Origin of the sequence: Martelella mangrovi, assembly GCF_040545495.1 — a bacterium.
GTDB classification, from domain to species: Bacteria; Pseudomonadota; Alphaproteobacteria; order Rhizobiales; family Rhizobiaceae; genus Martelella; species Martelella mangrovi.
The window spans coordinates 1-19,432 of sequence record NZ_JBEPLY010000015.1; the positions used below are offsets into that span (position 1 = coordinate 1).

Below are 19,432 nucleotides of genomic sequence, written 5' to 3' on the forward strand. Positions count from 1 at the left end.
TCCTCGCCGTAGCTATGGCTACGACTGCGGTTTTCGCCTAGCCGGCTTTCAAAATCGCTCCGGTCAGATGGGTCCTAATCATTGACTCTTGGTATCAGTCGAAGGTCACGGCCTTCAGCTTGTCGATCTTCAGCGCCTGCAATGCGAGTTTCTCGTAGAAGGGTTCGCTGATGCCGGTCTTCACCTTGCGCAGGAAATATTTTTCAAAGCCCACCTTGGCGGCGTGCACCCAGCGCCCTTCCGAGGCCCAGTTGACATTGCGCGGCGGAATTTGCGGCTGCGCCACGAAAGCGACTCCTCCATCGCCGAAATCGGCCAGGCAGACGGCGTTCCATGTGGCCTGAACATTGGGCTGTTCTCCGGCGATCAGCCGCGCGATATTGCCGACCGTCGCGGTGGCCATGGATTCGATCATGAAACCGGTTTTCGGCACGCCGACGGGCACCGCCGTCTTGCCCGTCGGGGCAATCGCGACGCAGACGCCGATGGCGAAGATGTTTTCAAAGGCCGGGTTCTGCTGATGCTCGTCGATGATGACGAAGCCGCGCGGATTGGTGAGCCCTTCAATGCCGCGAATGGCCGGGACACCGCGGAAGGCCGGCAGCATCATTCTGAATTTTGCCGGCAGTTCGTGGCGTTCCTTCACCGCGCCGTCTGCGCCAATCTCTTCTGCAACCACGCTTTCCGCGGTCATGTGATCGACGCGGGCATTGGTGATCCACTTGATGTGGCGTTCGCGCAGCTCGCTTTCCATCAGCCCCTTGGTGTCGCCGACGCCGTCGAGGCCGAGATGGCCGATATAGGGTTCCGGCGTGACGAATGTCATCGGCACCCGGTCGCGCACCTTTGCATCGCGCAGGGCCTTGTCGAGGATGAAGGCGAATTCATAGGCCGGTCCGAAACATGAGGCCCCCTGAACCGCACCGACGACCACGGGGCCGGGATTTTCAATCAGGGCATCGAACGCGGATTTCGCCTCTGCCGCATGCCCGGTTTCGCAGATGGACTGCGAAAACCCCGTCTCCGGCCCGAACCCCTCGATCTCGTCAAAGGCCAGTTCCGGCCCGGTGGCGATCACCAGATAATCATAATCGACCGAACTGCCGTCGGTCAGTTCAATCCGGTTTTCCGCCGGGTGCAGCCTTTCAGCGCCTTCGGGCCGAAGCGTGATGTTGCGCTTGGCAAACACCGGCGCCAGGTCGACCTGAACCTCTTCCTGCGTGCGCCAGCCCACCGCCACCCACGGGTTCGAGGGGACAAATGAATAGACGGACCCCTTGTTGACCACGGTGACCGTGTGTTCCCGGCCGAGTTTCTCGCGCAGTTCATAAGCGGCGATGGTGCCGCCGAGGCCTGCGCCCAGTATCACGATATGTGCCATGTCTTCCTCCCTTCTAGACAGGGCCGGGCAGTCACATCGATGACCGCCTCCGGTCCTGTCGGCACTGCCGCTCCCAGGCAGTGTACGATGCAATATAAATATGTATTATTTTGAAGATACGCAATATCGTATATTTTATCTGCCATAAAGGCGGCTGAAAGGGTGATTTCGGGTCTTGCGCTTAACAAAGGTCAATTTCAAAATTGACCTTGATCAATGCGCAGGACAACCTGTGGCGCGAATGTCGGGGCAACAGGCCAGTAGGCCCCGGGCCGTCACAGATGTGCCGAGAAGCAAAATGTCCTTGTCGGGAGGGACACGGTTCGGGAAAGGAGAAAGCAATGTTCAAGAAAATTATCGTTCCGGTTGACATTTCGGTGCTCGACAAGGGGCTCGATATTCTCACCAAGGCCAGCGAGCTGGTTGATCCGGAAGGCAGCATCGTGCTGCTGCATGTGGTCGAGGAAATCCCCTCCTATCTGGCAATTGATGTGCCGGTGGATCTGATGGACAATGCCGTCAACGATGCGCGTGACAAGCTGCAGGAACTCAGGTCCCGGGCCAAGGTGGATGCCGAGATCGAACTGCGCACCGGCCCGCCGGCCCGCGAAATCCTGGCCAGCGCAAAGGCGCATCAGGCCGATCTCATTCTGGTGGCCTCGCACCGCCCCGATCTCTCCAACTATCTGATCGGGTCCACAGCCGACCGCGTGGTTCGACATGCGGCCTGCTCCGTTCTCGTCCGCCGCTGAAGGCGTCGAACGCCGGTTGCGGGAACAGTATCAAGGGAGGAAGTCATGGACGCGATGCACTACAAGGCTCTGCTCGAAGCCCGCAAGACCGAGATACTGACGCGACTGCAGAAGATCGATACCGATCTTGGCCGGACGCGCAATCCCGACAGCCAGGAGCAGGCTGCCGAAGCCGAAAATGATGAGGTTCTGGAGGAATTCGGCCATGTCGGCTCGGATGAACTCAAGGCGATCGATGCTGCATTGCAGCGCATCACCGACGGCACCTTCGGCGTCTGCGTGAAATGCGGCGGCGAGATCGCCGCCGAAAGGCTTGAAGCTGTGCCCTATACGCCTTTCTGCAAGGATTGTGCGGCCAGTCTGGGGTAGGGCAGGCACTGCCTGTTTTGATTGCCGGCGAAAGGGCGCAGTGCACTGCACCCTTTCGCCGGATGTGTTTTGGCGCTAGAATCGGAAAGCATCGGGCCCGCCCGGGCCCCGTCACATTCGTCCGTCATGTTCATGCCAGCACGTCTGAGCCAGGTCTCTTATGAAGCAATTCGCACGCCGCGGCAGCCCGTATGATCTTTATGAACTCGTCGCCGATGGCATTGTCCACGGTGTTGGCGTCGTCTTCGCGCTGATTGGCGCGACGGTGCTGATCTTTTACGCCGCCGTGTGGACCAGCGCGGCGCAGGTTACCGCTGCCGTCATCTATTCGGCCGGGCTGGTGCTGACGCTTTCGATTTCGTTTTCCTATAATCTCTGGCCGCCGAAAGCCGGGCGCAGCAAGGCGATCTGGAAGCGGCTCGACCACAGTTCGATCTTCATTCTCATTGCCGCGACCTATACGCCGTTCCTGCAGCGCGGCATTGACGAGCCGATGATTTTTGGGCTGCTCATCGGCGTGTGGCTGATCGCCGCGCTTGGTATTGCGCTCAAGGTGTTGTGGCCCGGCCGCTATGACCGGCTTGCCATCCTGCTTTATCTTGCCATGGGCTGGAGCGGCATTGTCGTCGCCTGGCCGCTGTTTCCGCTGCTGCCGCTTGCCACCAGCATTCTCATCGTCATCGGCGGTGTGATCTATTCCGCCGGCGTGCTGTTTCATGTCTGGGAAAAACTGCGTTTCCAGAATGCCATCTGGCATGGATTTGTCGTGACGGCCGCCGCCGTGCATTATGCTGCGGTGTTGACCTGTTTCAGCCTGACGGGCTGAGGCTGGCACGGTCGCGGAACCGGGGCGGCCCCTAAGGTTTTCAGGAAGACAAGCAAAAAACATCTGGGAGAGGAATATGCGGATTGCAAAGGCTTTGACGGTGGCGGCGGTGCTGGCGGCTTCCCCTGCACTGGCTGAAGATGAGGTGGTTTATTCGGACGATCTGGTGGCCAAATGCGTCGACCTTGCCGAAACCGAGGCCGACATGAGAGCCTGTGCCGGTGTCTCTGCTCAAGCCTGCCAGAACGCCTCGGATTATGGATCCACCACGATCGGGCTGCAGGAATGCTCGGCGCTTGAGACGAAATTCTGGGATAGCTGGCTGAACCGGACCTATCGCAAGCTTCTGGCGCGTGCCAAGGCGGCCGATGCCGAAGCCGCCGACGATCCGCGCGCCAATGGCGAGGCTGCCGAAAGCCTGCGTGACATGCAGCGGGTCTGGATCACCTTCCGGGACGCAACCTGCGAATACGAGGCCAACCAGTATCAGGGCGGCACCATTGCCGGACCGGTCTATGCCGGCTGCCTGATGCGGATGACGGCCGATCAGGCGATCTATCTGGAAAATTCCTGGCCGACCTATTGAAGCACGTCGTTTCATCATGGACGGGCCCTGGGTGTCGTTCTAAAGGGAGGACACAGATGCTCCGGAATGGACGGGAACACCATGCTGATACGCGATGCGAAAGAGGCCGACCTTCCGGTCGTCCTCGAAATTTACAATGATGCCGTTCTGCACTCCACGGCGATCTGGAACGAGATCCTCGTCGATCTTGAAAACCGCAAGGCCTGGCTTGCAGCCCGCAATGCGCGCGGTTTTCCGGTTCTGGTGGCGGAGCGCGAGGGGGCGGTTATCGGCTATGCCAGCTATGGCGACTGGCGCCCGTTTGACGGTTACCGCCATACGGTCGAGCATTCGGTCTATGTGCACAAGGATCGCCGTGGCGGCGGTGCAGGCCGCGCGCTGATGGAAGCGCTGCTTACCCACGCGCGCCAGGCCGGCATGCATGCCATGATAGCGGCCATCGAGGGCGACAATACGGCCTCGATTGCGCTGCATGAACGCCTCGGCTTTTTCCACGTTGGCCGCTACCCGGAAGTCGGCACCAAATTCGGCCGCTGGCTTGATCTGGTCACGATGCAGTATCGCTTCGCCGATTGATCAGATCGGCCCCAGCGTTCGCTGCACCGCATTCTTCCAGCCCTTGTAGAGCTTTTCGCGGGTTGCTTCTTCCATGGCCGGCTTGAACTGGCGGTCGACGGCCCACGAGGCGGCGAATTCGGTAAGGTCGGGGTAAAGCCCGGCGCGGCTGCCGGCAAGCCAGGCCGCGCCCAGCGCTGTCGTTTCGACAACCTGCGGACGGTCGACAGGCACGCCAAGAATGTCGGCGAGAAACTGCATGGTCCAGTCATTGGCGCTCATGCCGCCGTCGACCCTCAGAATATTTGCCGAATCGTGACTGCCCCAGTCGTCGTGCATCGCTTCCAGCAGGTCGCGGGTCTGGTAGCCGACGCTCTGGAGCGCGGCTCGGGCAAACTCCGCCGGGCCCGAATTGCGGGTGAGGCCATAGACCGCGCCGCGGCATTCGGCATCCCAATAGGGCGCGCCGAGACCGGTGAAGGCGGGCACCATGTAAAGCGTCTGTTCCCGGTCGGCGGCGTTCGCCAGCGCATCGGTTTCGCGGGCATGGCGGATCACCTTCAGCCCGTCGCGCAGCCATTGCACCACAGCGCCGGCGATGAAGATCGAGCCTTCCAGCGCATAGGTCGGCTTGCCATCGAGCTGATAGGCGATGGTTGACAGCATCCGGCTTTCGCTTTTCACAAACTTGTCGCCGGTGTTCAAAAGCGCAAAGCACCCCGTGCCGTAGGTCGATTTGATCATGCCGGGTTCGAAACAGGCCTGGCCGACGGTGGCCGCCTGCTGGTCGCCGGCAACGCCGAAGATCGGGATTTCGCGGCCGAAGAGATCATGGCGGGTCATGCCGAAATCGGCGGCGCAGTCCTTCACCTCCGGCAGCAGCGACATCGGGATATTCAAGAGCGCGCAGATATCCTCGTCCCATTTTCCTTCGCGGATGTTGTAGAGCATGGTGCGCGCGGCATTGGTGGCGTCGGTGACATGGGATTTGCCATCGGTCAGCCGCCAGATGAGATAGGTGTCGACCGTGCCGAAGGCGAGCCGCCCCTTTTCGGCCAGTGCCCGCGCACCCTCCACATTGTCGAGCATCCAGGCGATCTTGGTGGCCGAGAAATAGGGATCGAGAATGAGGCCGGTGGCGGAGGTGATGAAGGCCTCGTGGCCTTCCGCGCGCAACCTGGCGCAGGTATCGGCGGTGCGGCGGTCCTGCCAGACGATTGCGCGGTGGATCGGCCGGCCGGTCGTCCGGTCCCAGATCAGCGCGGTTTCGCGCTGGTTGGCAATGCCGATTGCGGCGACATCGGCGGCATGGATATCGGCGCGCTCGATTGCCTCGCGGCAGGTGGCGGCAACCGTCGACCAGATGTCGGCGGGCGCGTGTTCGACAAGGCCGGAGGCCGGATAGTGCTGCCGGAACTCCTCCTGCGCGGAGGCGACCAGCCGCATGTTCGCGTCAAACACGATTGCGCGGCTCGATGTGGTGCCCTGGTCGATGGCCAGAATATGCTTCATGCCGTTTCCTCCCCGATCCTTTTTATGGCGCGACCGTCAGGTGATCCGCAAGCCACACATCCAGCGCCGCAATCTCTTCACCGCTCATGCGCAGACCGAACTTGGTGCGACGGAACACGATATCATCGGCCCGGCGGGCAAATTCCCTATCCACAAGCCAGCGCACTTCGGCCTCGTAAAGCCCGGCGCCGAAATGCCGGCCGAGATCTGCCGGTGAGGCGGCGTCGCCGAGAATCGTCCAGCAATCGGTGCCATAGGTGCGGATCATGCGCAATGTTTGCGCTTTTTCCAGAAAGGGATAGTCGGTTTGAAGCCGTGCCGGCAGTTTTGTCATCTCGCTCACCGCAAAATCGCCGCCCGGCAGCGTAGAGCCTGCCGTCCAGTCGCCGCCGGCCTGTGGAAAATGAGGGGACAATTTGTGGATAGCCGCTTCGGCAAGCTTGCGGTGCGTGGTGATCTTGCCGCCGAAAACGCTGAGCAGCGGGGCGCCGTCCTCACGCAGCGATAGCACATAATCGCGGGTGGCCGCCGTCGCTGAGGAGGCGCCGTCATCGTAAAGCGGCCGCACGCCGGAATAGGTCCAGACGATATCCGCGCGCGTGACCGGCTTTTCGAAATATTCCGAGGCGAAACGGCAGAGATAATCCGCTTCTTCATCGGTGCATTGCGCGGCGGATGCGGGCCCTTCGTGGTCCTTGTCGGTGGTGCCGATCAGGGTGAAATCCTGCTCATAGGGGATGGAAAAGATGATCCGTCCATCACTGCCCTGAAAGAAATAGCAGCGATCATGATCGTAGAGTTTTTTCGTGACGATATGGCTGCCGCGCACCAGCCGGACCTTTTCGGCGGTGTTGATACCGAGCGCGCCGGAAATGATATCGGCAACCCAGGGACCGCCGGCATTGACGAGCGCGCGGGCATAAACCGGCGGCAGCGGACCGTTTTCATCTTCGAGATCAATTTTCCACAGCGTCGTGCCGGACATGTCGATCTGCGCGGCGTGGACGACTTTCGTGCGCACCATCACCTTGGCGCCGCGTTCGCTCGCATCGCGCGCCATCAGGCTGACGAGACGGGCATCCTGCACCCAGCAATCCGAATATTCGAATGCGCGCCGATATTCGCTTTTGAGCGGTTTTCCGGCGGAATCCTTCGCAAGATCAACGCTGCGGGTTGCCGGCAGGATTTTTCGCCCGCCGAGATGGTCGTAGAGAAACAGCCCGAGCCGCAGCAGCCACCACGGGCGCAGGCCCTTGTGATGCGGCAGCACAAAGCGCATCGGCCAGGAGATATGCGGCATGGCCTTCAGCAGCACTTCGCGCTCGATCAGCGCCTCGCGCACCAGCCGGAATTCGTAATATTCGAGATAGCGCAGGCCGCCGTGGAACAGCTTTGTCGAGGCGGAGGAGGTTGCCGAGGCCAGGTCGTTCATCTCGGCAAGAGCGACGGAAAGACCGCGACCGGCGGCATCCCGGGCGATACCGACACCATTGACGCCGCCACCGATGACGAAAATGTCGATGGGCTCGTTCGGAGTTGCGCAGGGCATGCCTTTGTTCCTTGCTGATGGATCTGCCACGAATAAACGTAAAAAATTCGTTTTGTCAAATTTTATGTTCGTTTTTATTCGTTTTTAAGCGCGCATGCTCTGTCTGCGAAGGTGGCGGTCTCCTCCACCACCCGAGTGAAATATGTATTCTGTTAATAGCATGATTTTTCAGCTCAATTCATCAAACTCAGTTGATCTTCATTTCAAATCGGCTAGTATGTTAGATGCGGCTGTTGTGGCAACAATGGTCCATTTGGGAGGTTCTACATGACAATCGATTTTCGGGCCCGCGCACTGCGTGTGGCCGTTCCTGTTTTTGCGGCATCCATGCTGGCGTTCGGGGGCGGTGGCGCGTCTGCTCAGGAGCCGCTGGTGAATGAACAGGTCATTTCACTCTGGAATGGCCGCCCGGCCGGGACGCCGGATACGCTGGAACCCTATATTGTCGAGCGCAGCAAGGACCTGTTTCGCGCCGACAGGGCTTTGATGGGCATTGCAGATCCATCGCTCACCGTTATCCTGCCCGAGCATCCCAACGGCACTTCGCTGATTGTCGCGCCCGGCGGTTCCTATCGCCGTGTCGTGCTTGACAAGGAAGGCATCGAGATTGGCAAAGTCCTCGCAAACGAGGGGGTCACGACATTTCTGCTGGCCTATCGTCTGCCCGGTGAAGGCCATGAGGCCGGCCCTGATGTGACGCTGGCCGACGGTCAGCGCGCGGTGCGTCTGGTGCGCGCCCATGCCGAGGAATGGGGTCTTGAGCCGGACCGTATCGGCATTCTCGGATTTTCGGCCGCCGGTCATCTGGCGGCTTCGGTTGCAACAGCTTACGACCGTGAAGCCTATGCACCTGTCGATGCAGCCGACAGTCTTTCCGCTCGGCCGGATTTCACCGTTCTCGTCTATCCGGTCGTAACCATGGAGGACCCTTACGCCCATGCCGGTTCGCGCGAGGCGCTGCTGGGCAAGGAACCAACCGCCGAAGACGAGGCGCTTTATTCGCCGGAGCGGCATGTCACGGCGCAAACGCCACAGACATTCATGGTCCTTGCCGACAATGATCCCTCTGTTCCGAGCCAGAATGCCATCGACTTCTATCTTGCCCTGCATCAGGCCGGTGTGCCTGCCGAGTTGCATGTCTTCAGCGATGGCCGTCACGGTTTCGGCATCAGGAAGGCTGCGGATCAGGGCATGCCGGTGGCCGGCTGGCCGGCGCTTCTTGGCGACTGGATGCGCTATAACCATTTTATCGTGGAGGATACCGAATGAGACGTCTCACCCTGACCGCAATAATAGGTATCGCCATGGCTTCGACCGGTTACGCACAGTCCACCCAGTCTCCGCTGGAACCCAAATCGGGCAGTTTTTTCGAAACACACCCGATCACGGACGGCAATATGCCGACCTTCTTTTCCGAGTTGAAGGCGAAAATGACCTATCCGTTGGCCTATGACGGCGGTGACCCGGCGGCCTGGCGCGAACGGGTGCTGCCTGCTGCGGAGGCACTGATGCTGCCGTCGGAGGATACGGTGGCATTCAAGCCGGAGGTCATCGACCAGATCGACCGCGGCGCGTTTACGGCGATGCGGGTTGCCTTCAATATTACAGATGAAAGCCGGGTTGCCGCTATTGTTCTTGTTCCGGAAGGAGAGGGGCCTTTCCCCGGTGTCTTGATGCTGCACGACCACGGCGCGCGTTTCGACATCGGCAAGGAAAAGTGGATTCGTCCCTGGTATGACGCGGCGCGACTGAAGTCGACCACACAATGGTCTGAAAAATATTTCTCCGGCCTGTTTCCCGGAGAAGAGCTTGCCAAACGTGGCTATGTGGTTGTGGCTACCGATGCGCTCGGCTGGGGAGACCGCGCCGGAAACGGTTACGAGGCGCAGCAGGCGCTGGCCTCCAACCTCGTGAATCTCGGTTCGTCACTTGCCGGCATTATGGCACAGGAGGACGTGCGGGCATCGGAATTTGTCGCCAGTCTGCCCGAGGTCGATCCCGAGCGTGTTGGCGTCGTCGGGTTTTCGATGGGGGCATTCCGCGCCTGGCAGGTCGCCGCTCTGTCTCCGGTGGTCAAGGCCACGGTCGCCGATTGCTGGATGGCCACCTATGACGGGCTGATGGTGCCGGGCAACAACCAGCTCAAGGGGCAATCCGCATGGTATATGAGCCATCCGGGACTTGCCAGAGTGATGGACTATCCCGATGTTGCCTCACTTGCTGCTCCCAAGGCGCTCTATTTTATGGAAGGGGTGGATGATCCTCTCTTCCCCAAAGCGTCTGTCGAGCATGCCTATGCAAAGATGCACACCGTCTGGGATGCCTATAATGCTGACGACATGCTGAAGACGGAGTTTTTCGAGGGCGGGCATATCTTCACCGAAGACCGCCAGAAAGCGGCATTCGACTGGCTTGACGGACAGCTGAAATAAAGGAAACGACGCTGCGCCGGCTGTTTCATTCAGCCGGCTGCCTGTTTCTGTGGCCGGAAACCGCAGCGCCGGCTTCACGGTCAAGGCGGAGAAGAGGGATGATGGCGATAAAGGAAATGATCGAGACCACGAAGAAAGCGACGTGGAAGTGCGCCACGGTCAGCGATCCGCCGGTAAAATAGCCTGTGATTTCAAGGATGACGGCGGCAAAGGCAACGCCCAGAGCAAGGCTTACTTGCTGGAACATCGAGGTCATGGCGGTCGCCTGGCTCGCCTGCCGGTTGTCGATATCGGAATAGCCGAGCGCGTTGACGCCGGTGAAGAAGAACGAGCGGCAAAGTCCGGTCACGAACAGAATTCCGATGATGACGAGATGCGGCGTCGTTGCTTCGAACCAGATGAAGGAAATGGTGAGCAAGGCTGCACCCAGAGCAGCGCTCAGCAGAACCGTACGGAAGCCGAAAGCTGTGAAGACGCGCGGCGCAATGAATTTCGTTGCCAGAGCGCCGATGGCGCCGACAAAGGTGATCATGCCGGATTCGAATGGGTTGAGGCCGAAGCCGATCTGTAACATCAGCGGCATGAGAAACGGAAATGCGCCGGTCGCCATGCGGAAGAAGGTCGAGGACGCGATGGCTGTCCGGAAACAGTCATTTTGAAACAGCGAAAGGTTGAGGAGCGGCCGTTCCTTGCGCCGGGCGTGACGCACATACCAGATGGCCGCCAGAACGCCGATGCCGGTGGTGATGAACCCCGTTGCGGGCGGCAGCGCCGGAAGCGAAATGACGGAAAGCCCGAAAACGAGCCCGGAGGCGGCCAGCGCCACCAGAAAAAAGCCCTTCCAGTCAAGATTTGAAGGTGGTTGATCTTCGATAACCGGTAGGAATATGCCCGTCATGATGAGGCCGACAATGCCGATGGGCACATTGATCAGAAAAATCCAGTGCCACGAGAAATAGGTGGTGATGAAACCGCCCAGCGGCGGCCCGGCCATCGGCCCCACCAGCGCGGGGATGGTGAGCAGCGCCATGGCACGCACCAATTCCGAACGATCCGTTGTGCGCAGGATGACGAGCCGGCCGACCGGCGTCATCATCGCGCCGCCCATGCCCTGCAGGAAGCGCGAGAGCACGAATTCGAGAAGGTTGCCGGAAAACGCGCAGCAGACCGATCCCAGCAAAAACACGATGATTGCGAGCCTGAATATCCGTTTGGCGCCAAAACGGTCGGCCATCCAGCCGGAAACCGGAATGAAGATCGCCAGCGCCACCATGTAGGTCGTCAGCGCCAGTTTCAGCGTGATCGGCCCGACGCCCAGATCGGCGGCGATTGCGGGAAGGGCAGTTGAGATGACGGTGGAATCCATCTGCTCCATGAAGAGCGCGACGGCCATGATCAGCGGAACGACAGGATTCATCGGGTGGCGACTGCAAAATAATGTGACAAGAGCAAGTGTCTTAGCCTTCAGGGACGCAAATGCCAATGGCCAAAACCGATCTTTGGCTCACGCAAATGTGACGCCTTGCATGGACCAAATACAGCCGTCCGGCTTGAAACCTGCTCATTGACCCCAAGATTTTCGGTGTATGTTTGATTTCAAGGAGGACGACCGATGACCACCGATAAAGGCATTCACCGTCGCAGCCTGATGGCCGGCGCGGGCCTGGCCGCCATTGCCACGCCTTTCGTGGCGGGCGCGACGCGCACGCATGCGCAGGACATGGAAAGCGACAGCATGCAGGTGGCCGATCCGCCTGCAAGCGACAGTTTCAACCTCGGCGACTTCAAGCTTCTCGTCGTCGAAGACGGCAGCCGGGTGATGGACAATCCGGGCGATACTTTCGGAACCGGGCAGGACCCGGAAACCGTTGCCGCGCTGCTGGAGGAAAACTTCCTGCCGCCGGACCAGATGGTCAACGGTTTTGCTCCCGTTCTTGTCGACACCGGCAGCGAGACCGTGCTGTTTGACACCGGCATGGGGCCGGCGGGCCGTTCCTGGGGTGCGGGCCGGCTGCGCGACGGACTGATTGCCAACGGCTACCAGCCGGAGGATATCGATATCGTCGTCATCACCCACATGCATGGCGACCATATTCTGGGGCTGATGGAAGAGGACGGCCCGGCCTTTCCCAACGCCCGCTATGTCTTCGGCGAGAAGGAATATGCCTTCTGGAGCGATGATGCGCGCATGGGCACGCCGGCCGAAGGCGGCCACGAAACGGTGAAGAAGATGGTCGTGCCGCTTGCCGATCAGGCGACCTTCATTGGCGGCGGCGACGAAATCGTGCCCGGCATTACCGCGATGGAAGCATTCGGCCATACGCCCGGCCATCTGATCTTCATGCTCGAATCGGGTGATCGCAGACTGCTGCTGGCAGCCGATACGGCGAATCAGTACGTGCTGTCGCTGCAGCGCCCCGACTGGCATGTGCGCTTCGACATGGACAAGGAGATGGCTGCCGAAACCCGAAAGAAGGTGTTCGACATGGTGGCCGCCGAACGCATCCCCTTCCTTGGCTATCACATGCCGTTTCCCGCTGTCGGCTATGTCGAAAAGACCGGTGAAGGCTACAGATTCATGCCGAAGACCTACCAGTTCAAACTGTAGCAAAGCGGCGGCGCCCACGCGTCGCCTTCACAATCCTGCCCGATCCGGAAACAACATTTCGGATTGGGTATTTTCAACACGTCATCTTCGTGTTACGAGCACTCGCCAACTTCCAGACTTATCTGCAAGGGACCGGACGGGACAAACCGCCCGGCCATTTCGTATTTGAAAAAGGAAATTGGCCATGGCTCAGATTATTCAGGCCGCTACCGGAATGCAGGCACTCACCTTCGATGATGTGCTGCTGCAGCCGGGACATTCAGAGGTGATGCCGGGGCAGGTCGACGTCTCGACCACGATTGCCCGCGATATCGATCTCAACCTGCCCATCCTGTCTTCCGCAATGGATACGGTGACCGAAGCCCGGCTTGCAATTGCCATGGCGCAGGCCGGCGGTATCGGCGTTATCCACCGCAATCTGACCCCGCATGAGCAGGCCGAACAGGTTCGCCAGGTCAAGAAGTTCGAAAGCGGCATGGTGGTCAATCCGGTCACCATCGGACCCGATGCGACGCTGGCCGAAGCGCTGGCGCTGATGAAGGCGCATCATATTTCCGGCATTCCGGTGGTCGAGCAGGGCACCAGCGACGACAATACATCGGGACGCCTCGTCGGTATCCTGACCAACCGCGATGTCCGCTTTGCCTCCAATCCCGAACAGCGCATCTACGAACTGATGACCCGGGAAAATCTGATCACCGTGCGTGAAACGGTCGATCAGCAGGAAGCCAAGCGGCTTCTGCATCACCACCGGATCGAAAAGCTTCTGGTCGTGGACAATCGCGGCCATTGCGTCGGCCTCATCACCGTCAAGGATATCGAGAAATCGCAGCTCAACCCGAACGCCGCGAAGGATGCGCAGGGCCGCCTTCGCGCCGCCGCCGCCATCTCGGTCGGCGATGACGGTTTCCAGCGCGCCGAAATGCTGGTCGATGCCGGTGTCGACATGATCGTGATCGATACCGCCCACGGCCATTCGCAGAAGGTTCTGGATGCGGTCGGCCGGGTGAAGACGCTGTCGAACTCGGTGCGGATCATGGCCGGCAATGTCGCCACCACCGATGGCACGAAGGCACTGATCGATGCCGGTGCGGATGCGGTCAAGGTCGGTATCGGACCGGGTTCGATCTGCACCACGCGCATTGTCGCCGGCGTCGGCGTGCCGCAGCTTGCCGCCGTCATGGCCGCTGCCGAGGCCGCGCGCGATGCCGGTATTCCGGTGATCGCCGATGGCGGCATCAAGTTTTCCGGCGATGTGGCCAAGGCGATTGCCGCCGGCGCGTCCGCCGTCATGATCGGCTCGCTTCTGGCCGGTACCGACGAAAGCCCGGGCGAGGTCTTCCTCTATCAGGGCCGCTCGTTCAAGGCCTATCGCGGCATGGGTTCGGTCGGCGCCATGGCGCGCGGCTCGGCGGACCGCTATTTCCAGGCGGAAGTGCGCGACACGCTGAAGCTCGTGCCCGAGGGCATCGAAGGCCAGGTGCCCTACAAGGGCCCGACCGGCGGCGTTCTGCATCAGCTTCAGGGCGGCCTGCGCGCGGCCATGGGCTATGTTGGCGGCAAGAACATCGTCGACTATCAGGAAAAGGCGACCTTCGTGCAGATTTCCAATGCAGGTCTGCGCGAAAGCCATGCCCACGACGTAACGATCACCCGCGAAAGCCCGAACTATCCGGGCAGCGTGTAAGCGGCAACGTCAGCGATTATTCACCGGGCGGCACCTCGCAAGCCGCCCGGTTTCTCCGGCAGGCATTTCCGGGCATTTCTGCACCGCTCGCTCCAGCCGCTCCGCCTCTCGGCCTCTCCGTCTCCCAGCCTCTCCGCCTCCTTCTGCCTCTCCTCCTATTCGGCGTCATTCTCGGGCTTGACCCGAGAATCTACGCACCGTGCCCCACGACAGGCGTTTTCGGTTGTTGTGAAGTCCCTCGCAATGTCTTTCCAGATGTCGCCAAAGCCACTCGCGTGGAGCGGTGGTTAGATCCTCGGGTCAAGCCTGAGGATGACACGTGTTGAGGGGATTGCGCGTGCCCGGAGGCCGAGTTCCCGGCTGGCGCTTTCAGCCATGCCTGCGCCATTCTCTCCAGCCTCTCGCCCTACGCTGCGCCATCCTTGGGGCTGACCGTAGCGTATCCTGGATGTGGGCAGCTACCAATCAGCTCTGGCTCTGTGACTGGCTCTGGCCGGCCACCTTGAGCTTTACCGCGAGGCTTTCCTTGCCGCCGCCGATGGTCATGCCGGAAACGGGGGCGGCGTCGGTGTAGTCGAGGCCGCAGGCGACGCGGACATAGCGCTCGTCCGGGCAGACCTTGTTGGCGGCGTCGAAGCCGACCCAGCCGAGACCTTCCAGATAACATTCCGCCCAGGCATGGCTTGCCGTCTGGTTTTCCGTGTCGGGCATGTAGAGATAGCCGGAGACGTAGCGGGCCGGCACCTTCATCTTGCGCGCTGCAGCAATCACGATGTGGGCGTAATCCTGACAGACGCCGGATTTTGCTTCCAGCGCTTCGCCGGCCGTTGTCGCCACGCTGGTGACGCCGGGCTTGAAGGCCATGGTCTTGTGCAGCCGCTCCATCAGGTTGTGGAGTTTCGCAAGATCGGAATCGCCCTCCAGTGTGCCGACCAGGGTCTCGATGGCCTTGTCGGCAGTGGTCAACGGCGTCTGGCGCAGGAACAGCCAGAGCGGAATGTCCGGGGAGGCCGGGCCGAAAATGCCGTCGGTATCGCGGGTTTCCACGGTGCCGGCGGCGATCAGCCGCACGGCCGGGTGCTCGCCTTCGACGGAGACGAGGCGGACATGGTTTTCGTACTGGTCGATATAGGAGACTTCGCTCTTGGCGCCTTCGATGGAGACGGTCCAGTCACGGATTTTCTGGCCGGCACTGTCGACCGGCGTCAGCCTGAGCCGCTGCAGCGAGAACTGAACCGGCGTTTCGTAACTGTATTCAGTCACATGGTTGATGTTCAAAAGCATCGCGTTTTTGTTCCTCTTCACGCTTTTCCGCATCATGCGTAGAAGCGATACCCCTCGCTGATTTGCTGGCTGAGCTTATTGTTGCGGCTGACGAAGTCCTCCAGGAACTGATGCAGGCCGTTATCCATGATCGTCTTGATTTTCTGGCTGCGCAGAATGTTGCGGATGGCATGGGCGGTTTCATGCGCCTCCAGCCGTTCGCCGTAATCGGCCGCCAGATAATCGAGATTGAGCACGATCTTCTCGTAGGAATAGGCGAGCGAGCGCGGAAGTTGCACGTCGAGGATCAGGAATTCGGCAATCTGGCTTGGCCGGTATTCGCCATTATGCACCCAGCCGTAAGCCCGGTGGGCCGACACCGAGCGCAGGATCGATTCCCATTGCAGATTGTCGAGCGAGGTGCCGACATGGTGCACCGAGGGCAGCAGCACGTAATATTTCACGTCGAGAATGCGGCTGGTATTGTCCGCGCGCTCGATGAACGTGCCGATATGGGCGAAATTGTAGATCTCGTTGCGGAGCATCGAGCCGTGAAACGTCCCGCGGATCAGCGCCGTGCGGTGCTTGATGACGTCGATGACCTTGGGCAGGTCGGACGGCTTCAGCTTGGCAGCGAGCATGCCGCGCGCCTCGATCCAGCATTCATTGGTCGCTTCCCAGGTTTCGCGCGTCAGTGCGGTGCGCACCAGCCGGGCATTGTTGCGGCCGGATTCCAGACAGGACATCACGCTTGACGGGTTGCGGCGGTCGCGCAGCAGAAAGTCGATGGCGTTGTCGGCCGTCAGCTTGTCGTGCACCTCGAAATAGGCTTCCTGCACGCCCGCGCTTTGCAGCACGCCGTCCCAGTCGTCGGCGCCGCTGGAGCGCGTCAGCGCCACGCGCTGGCCGGCATCGATGAGACGGGCGATGTTTTCGGCGCGCTCGATATAGCGGAACATCCAGTAGAGGCCGTTTGCGGTTTTTCCAAGCATCATCAGTCCTCCAGCACCCAGGTGTCCTTGGTTCCGCCGCCCTGGCTGGAATTGACCACCAGCGAGCCTTCCTTCAGCGCCACGCGGGTCAACCCGCCGGGCATGATCCGCACGCGGTCGGAGACCAGAACATAGGGACGAAGGTCGACATGGCGCGGCGCGATGCCTTTCTTGACGAGGATCGGCACGGTGGAGAGCGAAAGCGTGGGCTGGGCGATATAATTGGCCGGCCGGGCGCGGAGCTTGGCGGTGAAATCCTCCAGCTCCTTCTTGCTGGCCGCCGGGCCGACCAGCATGCCGTAGCCGCCCGAGCCGTGGACTTCCTTGACCACCAGATCGGCAATATTGTCGAGCACATAAGCCAGGCTCTCCGGCTCCGAACAGCGCCATGTCGGCACGTTTTCCAGAAGCGGTTTCTGGCCGGTGTAGAACTGGACGATCTCCGGCATGTAGGAATAGATCGCCTTGTCGTCGGCAATGCCTGTGCCCGGCGCATTGGCGATAGTAACGTGCCCTGCGCGATAGACATCCATGATGCCGGGAACGCCAAGGGCTGAATCCGGACGGAAGGTCAGCGGGTCGAGGAAATCGTCGTCGACGCGGCGGTAGATCACGTCGATCGCCTCATAGCCGCGCGTGGTACGCATCTTCACCTTGCCGTCGATCACCCGCAGGTCCTGGCCTTCGACCAGCTCCACGCCCATCATGTCGGCCAGAAAAGAATGTTCGTAATAGGCGGAATTGTAGATGCCCGGCGTCAGCACGCCGACGCGGGGCCTTGTGCCGGAAAAGCCGGGCGGCGCCAGCGTTGCAAGGCTCTGACGCAGAAGCTGCGGATAGTCTTCCACCCGGCGCACGCGGTTCTTGTAAAACAGTTCGGGAAACATCTGCATCATGGTTTCCCGGTTTTCCAGCATGTAGGACACGCCGGAGGGCGTGCGGGCATTATCCTCCAGCACATAGAACTGGTCTTCGCCGGTGCGCACGATATCGGTGCCGACGATGTGGGTATAGACGCCGCCGGGCGGCTCGAAACCGATCATCTGCGGCAGGAAGGCATCGTTTTCCTCGATCAGGCGGCGCGGCACCCGCCCGGCCTTGATGATTTCCTGCTTGTGGTAGATGTCTCGCAGAAAGGCATTGAGCGCGATCACGCGCTGCTCGATCCCGGCTGCAAGCCTGCGCCATTCCTTGCCGGCGATGATGCGCGGGACGATGTCGAAGGGGATAAGTTTTTCCGAACTGTCGGCATGGCCGTAGACGGCGAAGGTGATGCCGGTCTTGCGGAAGATGTTCTCGGCGTCGCGCGATTTCGCGATCAGGGATGCCGGATTCTGCTGGCTGTACCAGTCATGATAGTCTTTGTAAGGCTCGCGCGGCTGGTTGTCCGCGGTCATCATTTCATCGAATGGCAAAGCGTTCATCCCCCGATTGTTATTCTCGCATATCAATACAACATCATCAGCAATGCAAGGACCGTGCCTTCCTGCAGATGTTGCTATTCGCGTGGCATTATTAAATTAACGCGCTGAAAATCGGGCAGTTCCCATCACGAGGCGCTGAATAAATGGGCAAAAGCATTTTCGGGTATGCAAAGCGCCTGAAGGCTGCAAGTTCGGGCGGGTTGCCGCCGCGGTGCAAGGTGATCGTAATGCTGATGGGATATCTTGTATGATAAGTGATTGAATCAATCCTGCGGAATGTTATTCTCGCCTTCCATTTTGTCATGGGAGGAAAACATGAAATCACGAACCCGTATCGTCACGGCCATTGCGGCGCTGTTTCTGACGTCCGCTTCTGTTTCCGCCATTGCGGCGGATGCACCCTTCACGGTCGAACCCGGCCTGATCGACGCTGCCAATGAGGATACGCTCGGTCTTGAGACGCCGCCGGGCGTTGAAACCGTTACGGTTTTTGCGCCGGGCGCCGACGACTGGCAATTCGTCAACGGCATCGTGCTCACCGCATTCAAGGGCAAGCTCTACGCCCAGTGGCAGAGTTCGAAGAAGGATGAGGACGCGACCGAGACCGTGGTGGTCTATGCCGTCAGCGAGGACGGCAAGAGCTGGAGCAAGCCGGTGGCGCTGACGGCGCCGTGGAACGGGGGATACCACAGCAATGGCGGCTGGCTGACGGATGGCGAAACGCTGGTGGCGTTTTTGAACACCTGGCCGGATACGGTCAGCCCGCGCGGCGGTCACGTTGAATACAGGACCAGCAAGGACGGCGAGACCTGGAGCAAGGCGCGGCCGGTGCTGATGGCCGACGGTTCGCCGCTCATGGGCATTTTCGAACAGGCCCCGCACGCCCATTCGTCCGGCCGCATCATCAACGCCGCCCATATGCAGCCGGGCCTCACCGGCAAGCCGATCTATACGGACGACCCGCTGGGCATTTCCGGCTGGCATGTCGGCGAAATGGAAAACCTGCCGCATGAGGGCGACATTACCCGGGAGCTGGAGCCGAGCTGGTATGAACGCGCCGACGGTACCGCGGTGATGGTGTTTCGCGATCAGGGCGGATCGTTCCTGAAGCTTGCTGCCGAAAGCACGGATGCAGGCAAAACCTGGACCAAACCGGTGGAAACGGAAATGCCCGATGCCCGCACCAAACAGGCAGCCGGCAACCTGCCCGACGGAACCGCCTATATGGCCGGAAGCCCGACAGGGCATAAGGGCCGTTTCCCGCTTGCCGTCGTCACCTCGAAGGACGGCGCGCATTTTGATGCGGCCTTTTTGCTGCGCTCAACCGGCGACATGCAGGAACAGCGCGGCGAGGGGCGGGCCAAACGTCCGGGCTATCACTACACCAAGAGCCTTGTGTGGAACGACCGGCTCTGCGTCAGCTACGCCACTAACAAGGAAGACGTCGACATCACCTGCGTTCCGCTTTCCGCCATTTCCCGCAACGGCGAATAGGC

17 protein-coding genes are annotated in these 19,432 nt (G+C 60.5%); 10 read left to right on the top strand and 7 right to left on the bottom strand.

Annotated features, from left to right (window positions below; translation table 11 throughout):
* Nucleotides 1-94: 94 nt before the first annotated feature.
* Nucleotides 95-1,381, bottom strand: a complete 1,287-nt coding sequence (locus ABID12_RS17675; RefSeq protein WP_354435449.1) for an NAD(P)/FAD-dependent oxidoreductase — start codon at nt 1,379-1,381, stop codon at nt 95-97.
* 341 nt (nt 1,382-1,722) lie between these two features.
* Between ABID12_RS17675 and ABID12_RS17680 the strand changes: the two genes are divergently transcribed.
* From ABID12_RS17680 to ABID12_RS17700, 5 genes are all read left to right on the top strand, one after another.
* A complete protein-coding gene (locus ABID12_RS17680; protein WP_106302349.1) occupies nt 1,723-2,133 on the top strand; it encodes a universal stress protein in 411 nt (136 codons plus the stop codon).
* Nucleotides 2,134-2,178: 45 nt separating this feature from the next.
* The gene (locus ABID12_RS17685; RefSeq protein ID WP_354435450.1) at nt 2,179-2,502 is read left to right on the top strand and encodes a TraR/DksA family transcriptional regulator; all 324 of its coding nucleotides are present in this window, start codon (nt 2,179-2,181) and stop codon (nt 2,500-2,502) included.
* A 160-nt stretch (nt 2,503-2,662) separates the two neighbouring features.
* Entirely contained in the window at nt 2,663-3,328 is a 666-nt protein-coding gene (gene trhA / locus ABID12_RS17690; protein ID WP_354435451.1) for a PAQR family membrane homeostasis protein TrhA, read from the top strand.
* A 76-nt stretch (nt 3,329-3,404) separates the two neighbouring features.
* Complete coding sequence (locus tag ABID12_RS17695) at nt 3,405-3,914, top strand: lysozyme inhibitor LprI family protein (RefSeq protein WP_354435452.1); 510 nt, start codon at nt 3,405-3,407, stop codon at nt 3,912-3,914.
* An 81-nt stretch (nt 3,915-3,995) separates the two neighbouring features.
* On the top strand, nt 3,996-4,490 hold the full coding sequence (locus ABID12_RS17700) for a GNAT family N-acetyltransferase (RefSeq protein ID WP_354435453.1): 495 nt from the start codon (nt 3,996-3,998) through the stop codon (nt 4,488-4,490).
* Here ABID12_RS17700 and glpK read toward each other — a convergent pair whose 3' ends face one another.
* Nucleotides 4,491-5,981 carry a glycerol kinase GlpK gene (glpK, locus tag ABID12_RS17705; RefSeq protein WP_354435454.1) on the bottom strand — a complete coding sequence of 497 codons (1,491 nt, stop codon included), beginning with the start codon at nt 5,979-5,981 and terminating at the stop codon, nt 4,491-4,493. It lies immediately after the preceding gene.
* A gap of 22 nt (nt 5,982-6,003) precedes the next feature.
* The gene (gene glpD, locus ABID12_RS17710; protein WP_354435455.1) at nt 6,004-7,530 is read right to left on the bottom strand and encodes a glycerol-3-phosphate dehydrogenase; all 1,527 of its coding nucleotides are present in this window, start codon (nt 7,528-7,530) and stop codon (nt 6,004-6,006) included.
* Nucleotides 7,531-7,797: 267 nt separating this feature from the next.
* Here glpD and ABID12_RS17715 point away from each other — a divergent pair, with 267 nt between their 5' ends.
* Both ABID12_RS17715 and ABID12_RS17720 read left to right on the top strand, forming a co-directional pair.
* Nucleotides 7,798-8,799 carry an alpha/beta hydrolase gene (locus ABID12_RS17715; protein ID WP_354435456.1) on the top strand — a complete coding sequence of 334 codons (1,002 nt, stop codon included), beginning with the start codon at nt 7,798-7,800 and terminating at the stop codon, nt 8,797-8,799.
* Nucleotides 8,796-9,962: a dienelactone hydrolase family protein gene (locus ABID12_RS17720; RefSeq protein ID WP_354435457.1), complete on the top strand. Its 1,167-nt coding sequence runs from the start codon at nt 8,796-8,798 to the stop codon at nt 9,960-9,962. Before ABID12_RS17715 ends, ABID12_RS17720 begins: the two co-directional genes overlap by 4 nt.
* Before the next feature lie 25 nt (nt 9,963-9,987).
* Here the strand turns inward: ABID12_RS17720 and ABID12_RS17725 are convergent, their stop codons facing one another.
* Nucleotides 9,988-11,379: a DHA2 family efflux MFS transporter permease subunit gene (locus ABID12_RS17725; RefSeq protein ID WP_354435458.1), complete on the bottom strand. Its 1,392-nt coding sequence runs from the start codon at nt 11,377-11,379 to the stop codon at nt 9,988-9,990.
* 195 nt (nt 11,380-11,574) lie between these two features.
* On the opposite strand from ABID12_RS17725, the gene ABID12_RS17730 reads away from it, so the two are divergent.
* A complete protein-coding gene (locus tag ABID12_RS17730; protein ID WP_354435459.1) occupies nt 11,575-12,570 on the top strand; it encodes an MBL fold metallo-hydrolase in 996 nt (331 codons plus the stop codon).
* A 184-nt stretch (nt 12,571-12,754) separates the two neighbouring features.
* Entirely contained in the window at nt 12,755-14,257 is a 1,503-nt protein-coding gene (gene guaB, locus ABID12_RS17735) for an IMP dehydrogenase (protein WP_106302321.1), read from the top strand.
* 465 nt (nt 14,258-14,722) lie between these two features.
* On the opposite strand, the gene ABID12_RS17740 is transcribed toward guaB, so the two are convergent.
* The 3 genes from ABID12_RS17740 to ABID12_RS17750 are packed head-to-tail and all read right to left on the bottom strand — an operon-like array spanning nt 14,723 to nt 17,936.
* Nucleotides 14,723-15,541, bottom strand: a complete 819-nt coding sequence (locus ABID12_RS17740) for a transglutaminase family protein (protein ID WP_354435534.1) — start codon at nt 15,539-15,541, stop codon at nt 14,723-14,725.
* A 32-nt stretch (nt 15,542-15,573) separates the two neighbouring features.
* Nucleotides 15,574-16,512, bottom strand: coding sequence for an alpha-E domain-containing protein (locus tag ABID12_RS17745; protein WP_106303189.1), 939 nt, complete (start codon nt 16,510-16,512; stop codon nt 15,574-15,576).
* Nucleotides 16,513-16,514: 2 nt separating this feature from the next.
* A complete protein-coding gene (locus tag ABID12_RS17750) occupies nt 16,515-17,936 on the bottom strand; it encodes a circularly permuted type 2 ATP-grasp protein (protein ID WP_354435460.1) in 1,422 nt (473 codons plus the stop codon).
* Between the two features lie 315 nt (nt 17,937-18,251).
* Here ABID12_RS17750 and ABID12_RS17755 point away from each other — a divergent pair, with 315 nt between their 5' ends.
* Nucleotides 18,252-19,430 (top strand): sialidase family protein, encoded by a 1,179-nt coding sequence (locus ABID12_RS17755; protein WP_354435461.1) that lies wholly within the window; start codon nt 18,252-18,254, stop codon nt 19,428-19,430.
* Nucleotides 19,431-19,432 lie beyond the last annotated feature (2 nt).

Bases quoted from the DNA above. Each gene is read 5' to 3' on its own strand.
- ABID12_RS17740 (WP_354435534.1), bottom strand. From the start codon at position 15,541: ATGCTTTTGAACATCAACCATGTGACTGAATACAGTTACGAAACGCCG.
- ABID12_RS17720 (WP_354435457.1), top strand. From the start codon at position 8,796: ATGAGACGTCTCACCCTGACCGCAATAATAGGTATCGCCATGGCTTCG.
- glpK (WP_354435454.1), bottom strand. From the start codon at position 5,981: ATGAAGCATATTCTGGCCATCGACCAGGGCACCACATCGAGCCGCGCA.
- ABID12_RS17730 (WP_354435459.1), top strand. From the start codon at position 11,575: ATGACCACCGATAAAGGCATTCACCGTCGCAGCCTGATGGCCGGCGCG.
- ABID12_RS17675 (WP_354435449.1), bottom strand. From the start codon at position 1,381: ATGGCACATATCGTGATACTGGGCGCAGGCCTCGGCGGCACCATCGCC.
- trhA (WP_354435451.1), top strand. From the start codon at position 2,663: ATGAAGCAATTCGCACGCCGCGGCAGCCCGTATGATCTTTATGAACTC.
- ABID12_RS17725 (WP_354435458.1), bottom strand. From the start codon at position 11,379: ATGAATCCTGTCGTTCCGCTGATCATGGCCGTCGCGCTCTTCATGGAG.
- glpD (WP_354435455.1), bottom strand. From the start codon at position 7,530: ATGCCCTGCGCAACTCCGAACGAGCCCATCGACATTTTCGTCATCGGT.
- ABID12_RS17700 (WP_354435453.1), top strand. From the start codon at position 3,996: ATGCTGATACGCGATGCGAAAGAGGCCGACCTTCCGGTCGTCCTCGAA.
- ABID12_RS17685 (WP_354435450.1), top strand. From the start codon at position 2,179: ATGGACGCGATGCACTACAAGGCTCTGCTCGAAGCCCGCAAGACCGAG.
- ABID12_RS17715 (WP_354435456.1), top strand. From the start codon at position 7,798: ATGACAATCGATTTTCGGGCCCGCGCACTGCGTGTGGCCGTTCCTGTT.
- ABID12_RS17755 (WP_354435461.1), top strand. From the start codon at position 18,252: ATGAAATCACGAACCCGTATCGTCACGGCCATTGCGGCGCTGTTTCTG.
- guaB (WP_106302321.1), top strand. From the start codon at position 12,755: ATGGCTCAGATTATTCAGGCCGCTACCGGAATGCAGGCACTCACCTTC.
- ABID12_RS17680 (WP_106302349.1), top strand. From the start codon at position 1,723: ATGTTCAAGAAAATTATCGTTCCGGTTGACATTTCGGTGCTCGACAAG.
- ABID12_RS17750 (WP_354435460.1), bottom strand. From the start codon at position 17,936: ATGAACGCTTTGCCATTCGATGAAATGATGACCGCGGACAACCAGCCG.
- ABID12_RS17695 (WP_354435452.1), top strand. From the start codon at position 3,405: ATGCGGATTGCAAAGGCTTTGACGGTGGCGGCGGTGCTGGCGGCTTCC.
- ABID12_RS17745 (WP_106303189.1), bottom strand. From the start codon at position 16,512: ATGCTTGGAAAAACCGCAAACGGCCTCTACTGGATGTTCCGCTATATC.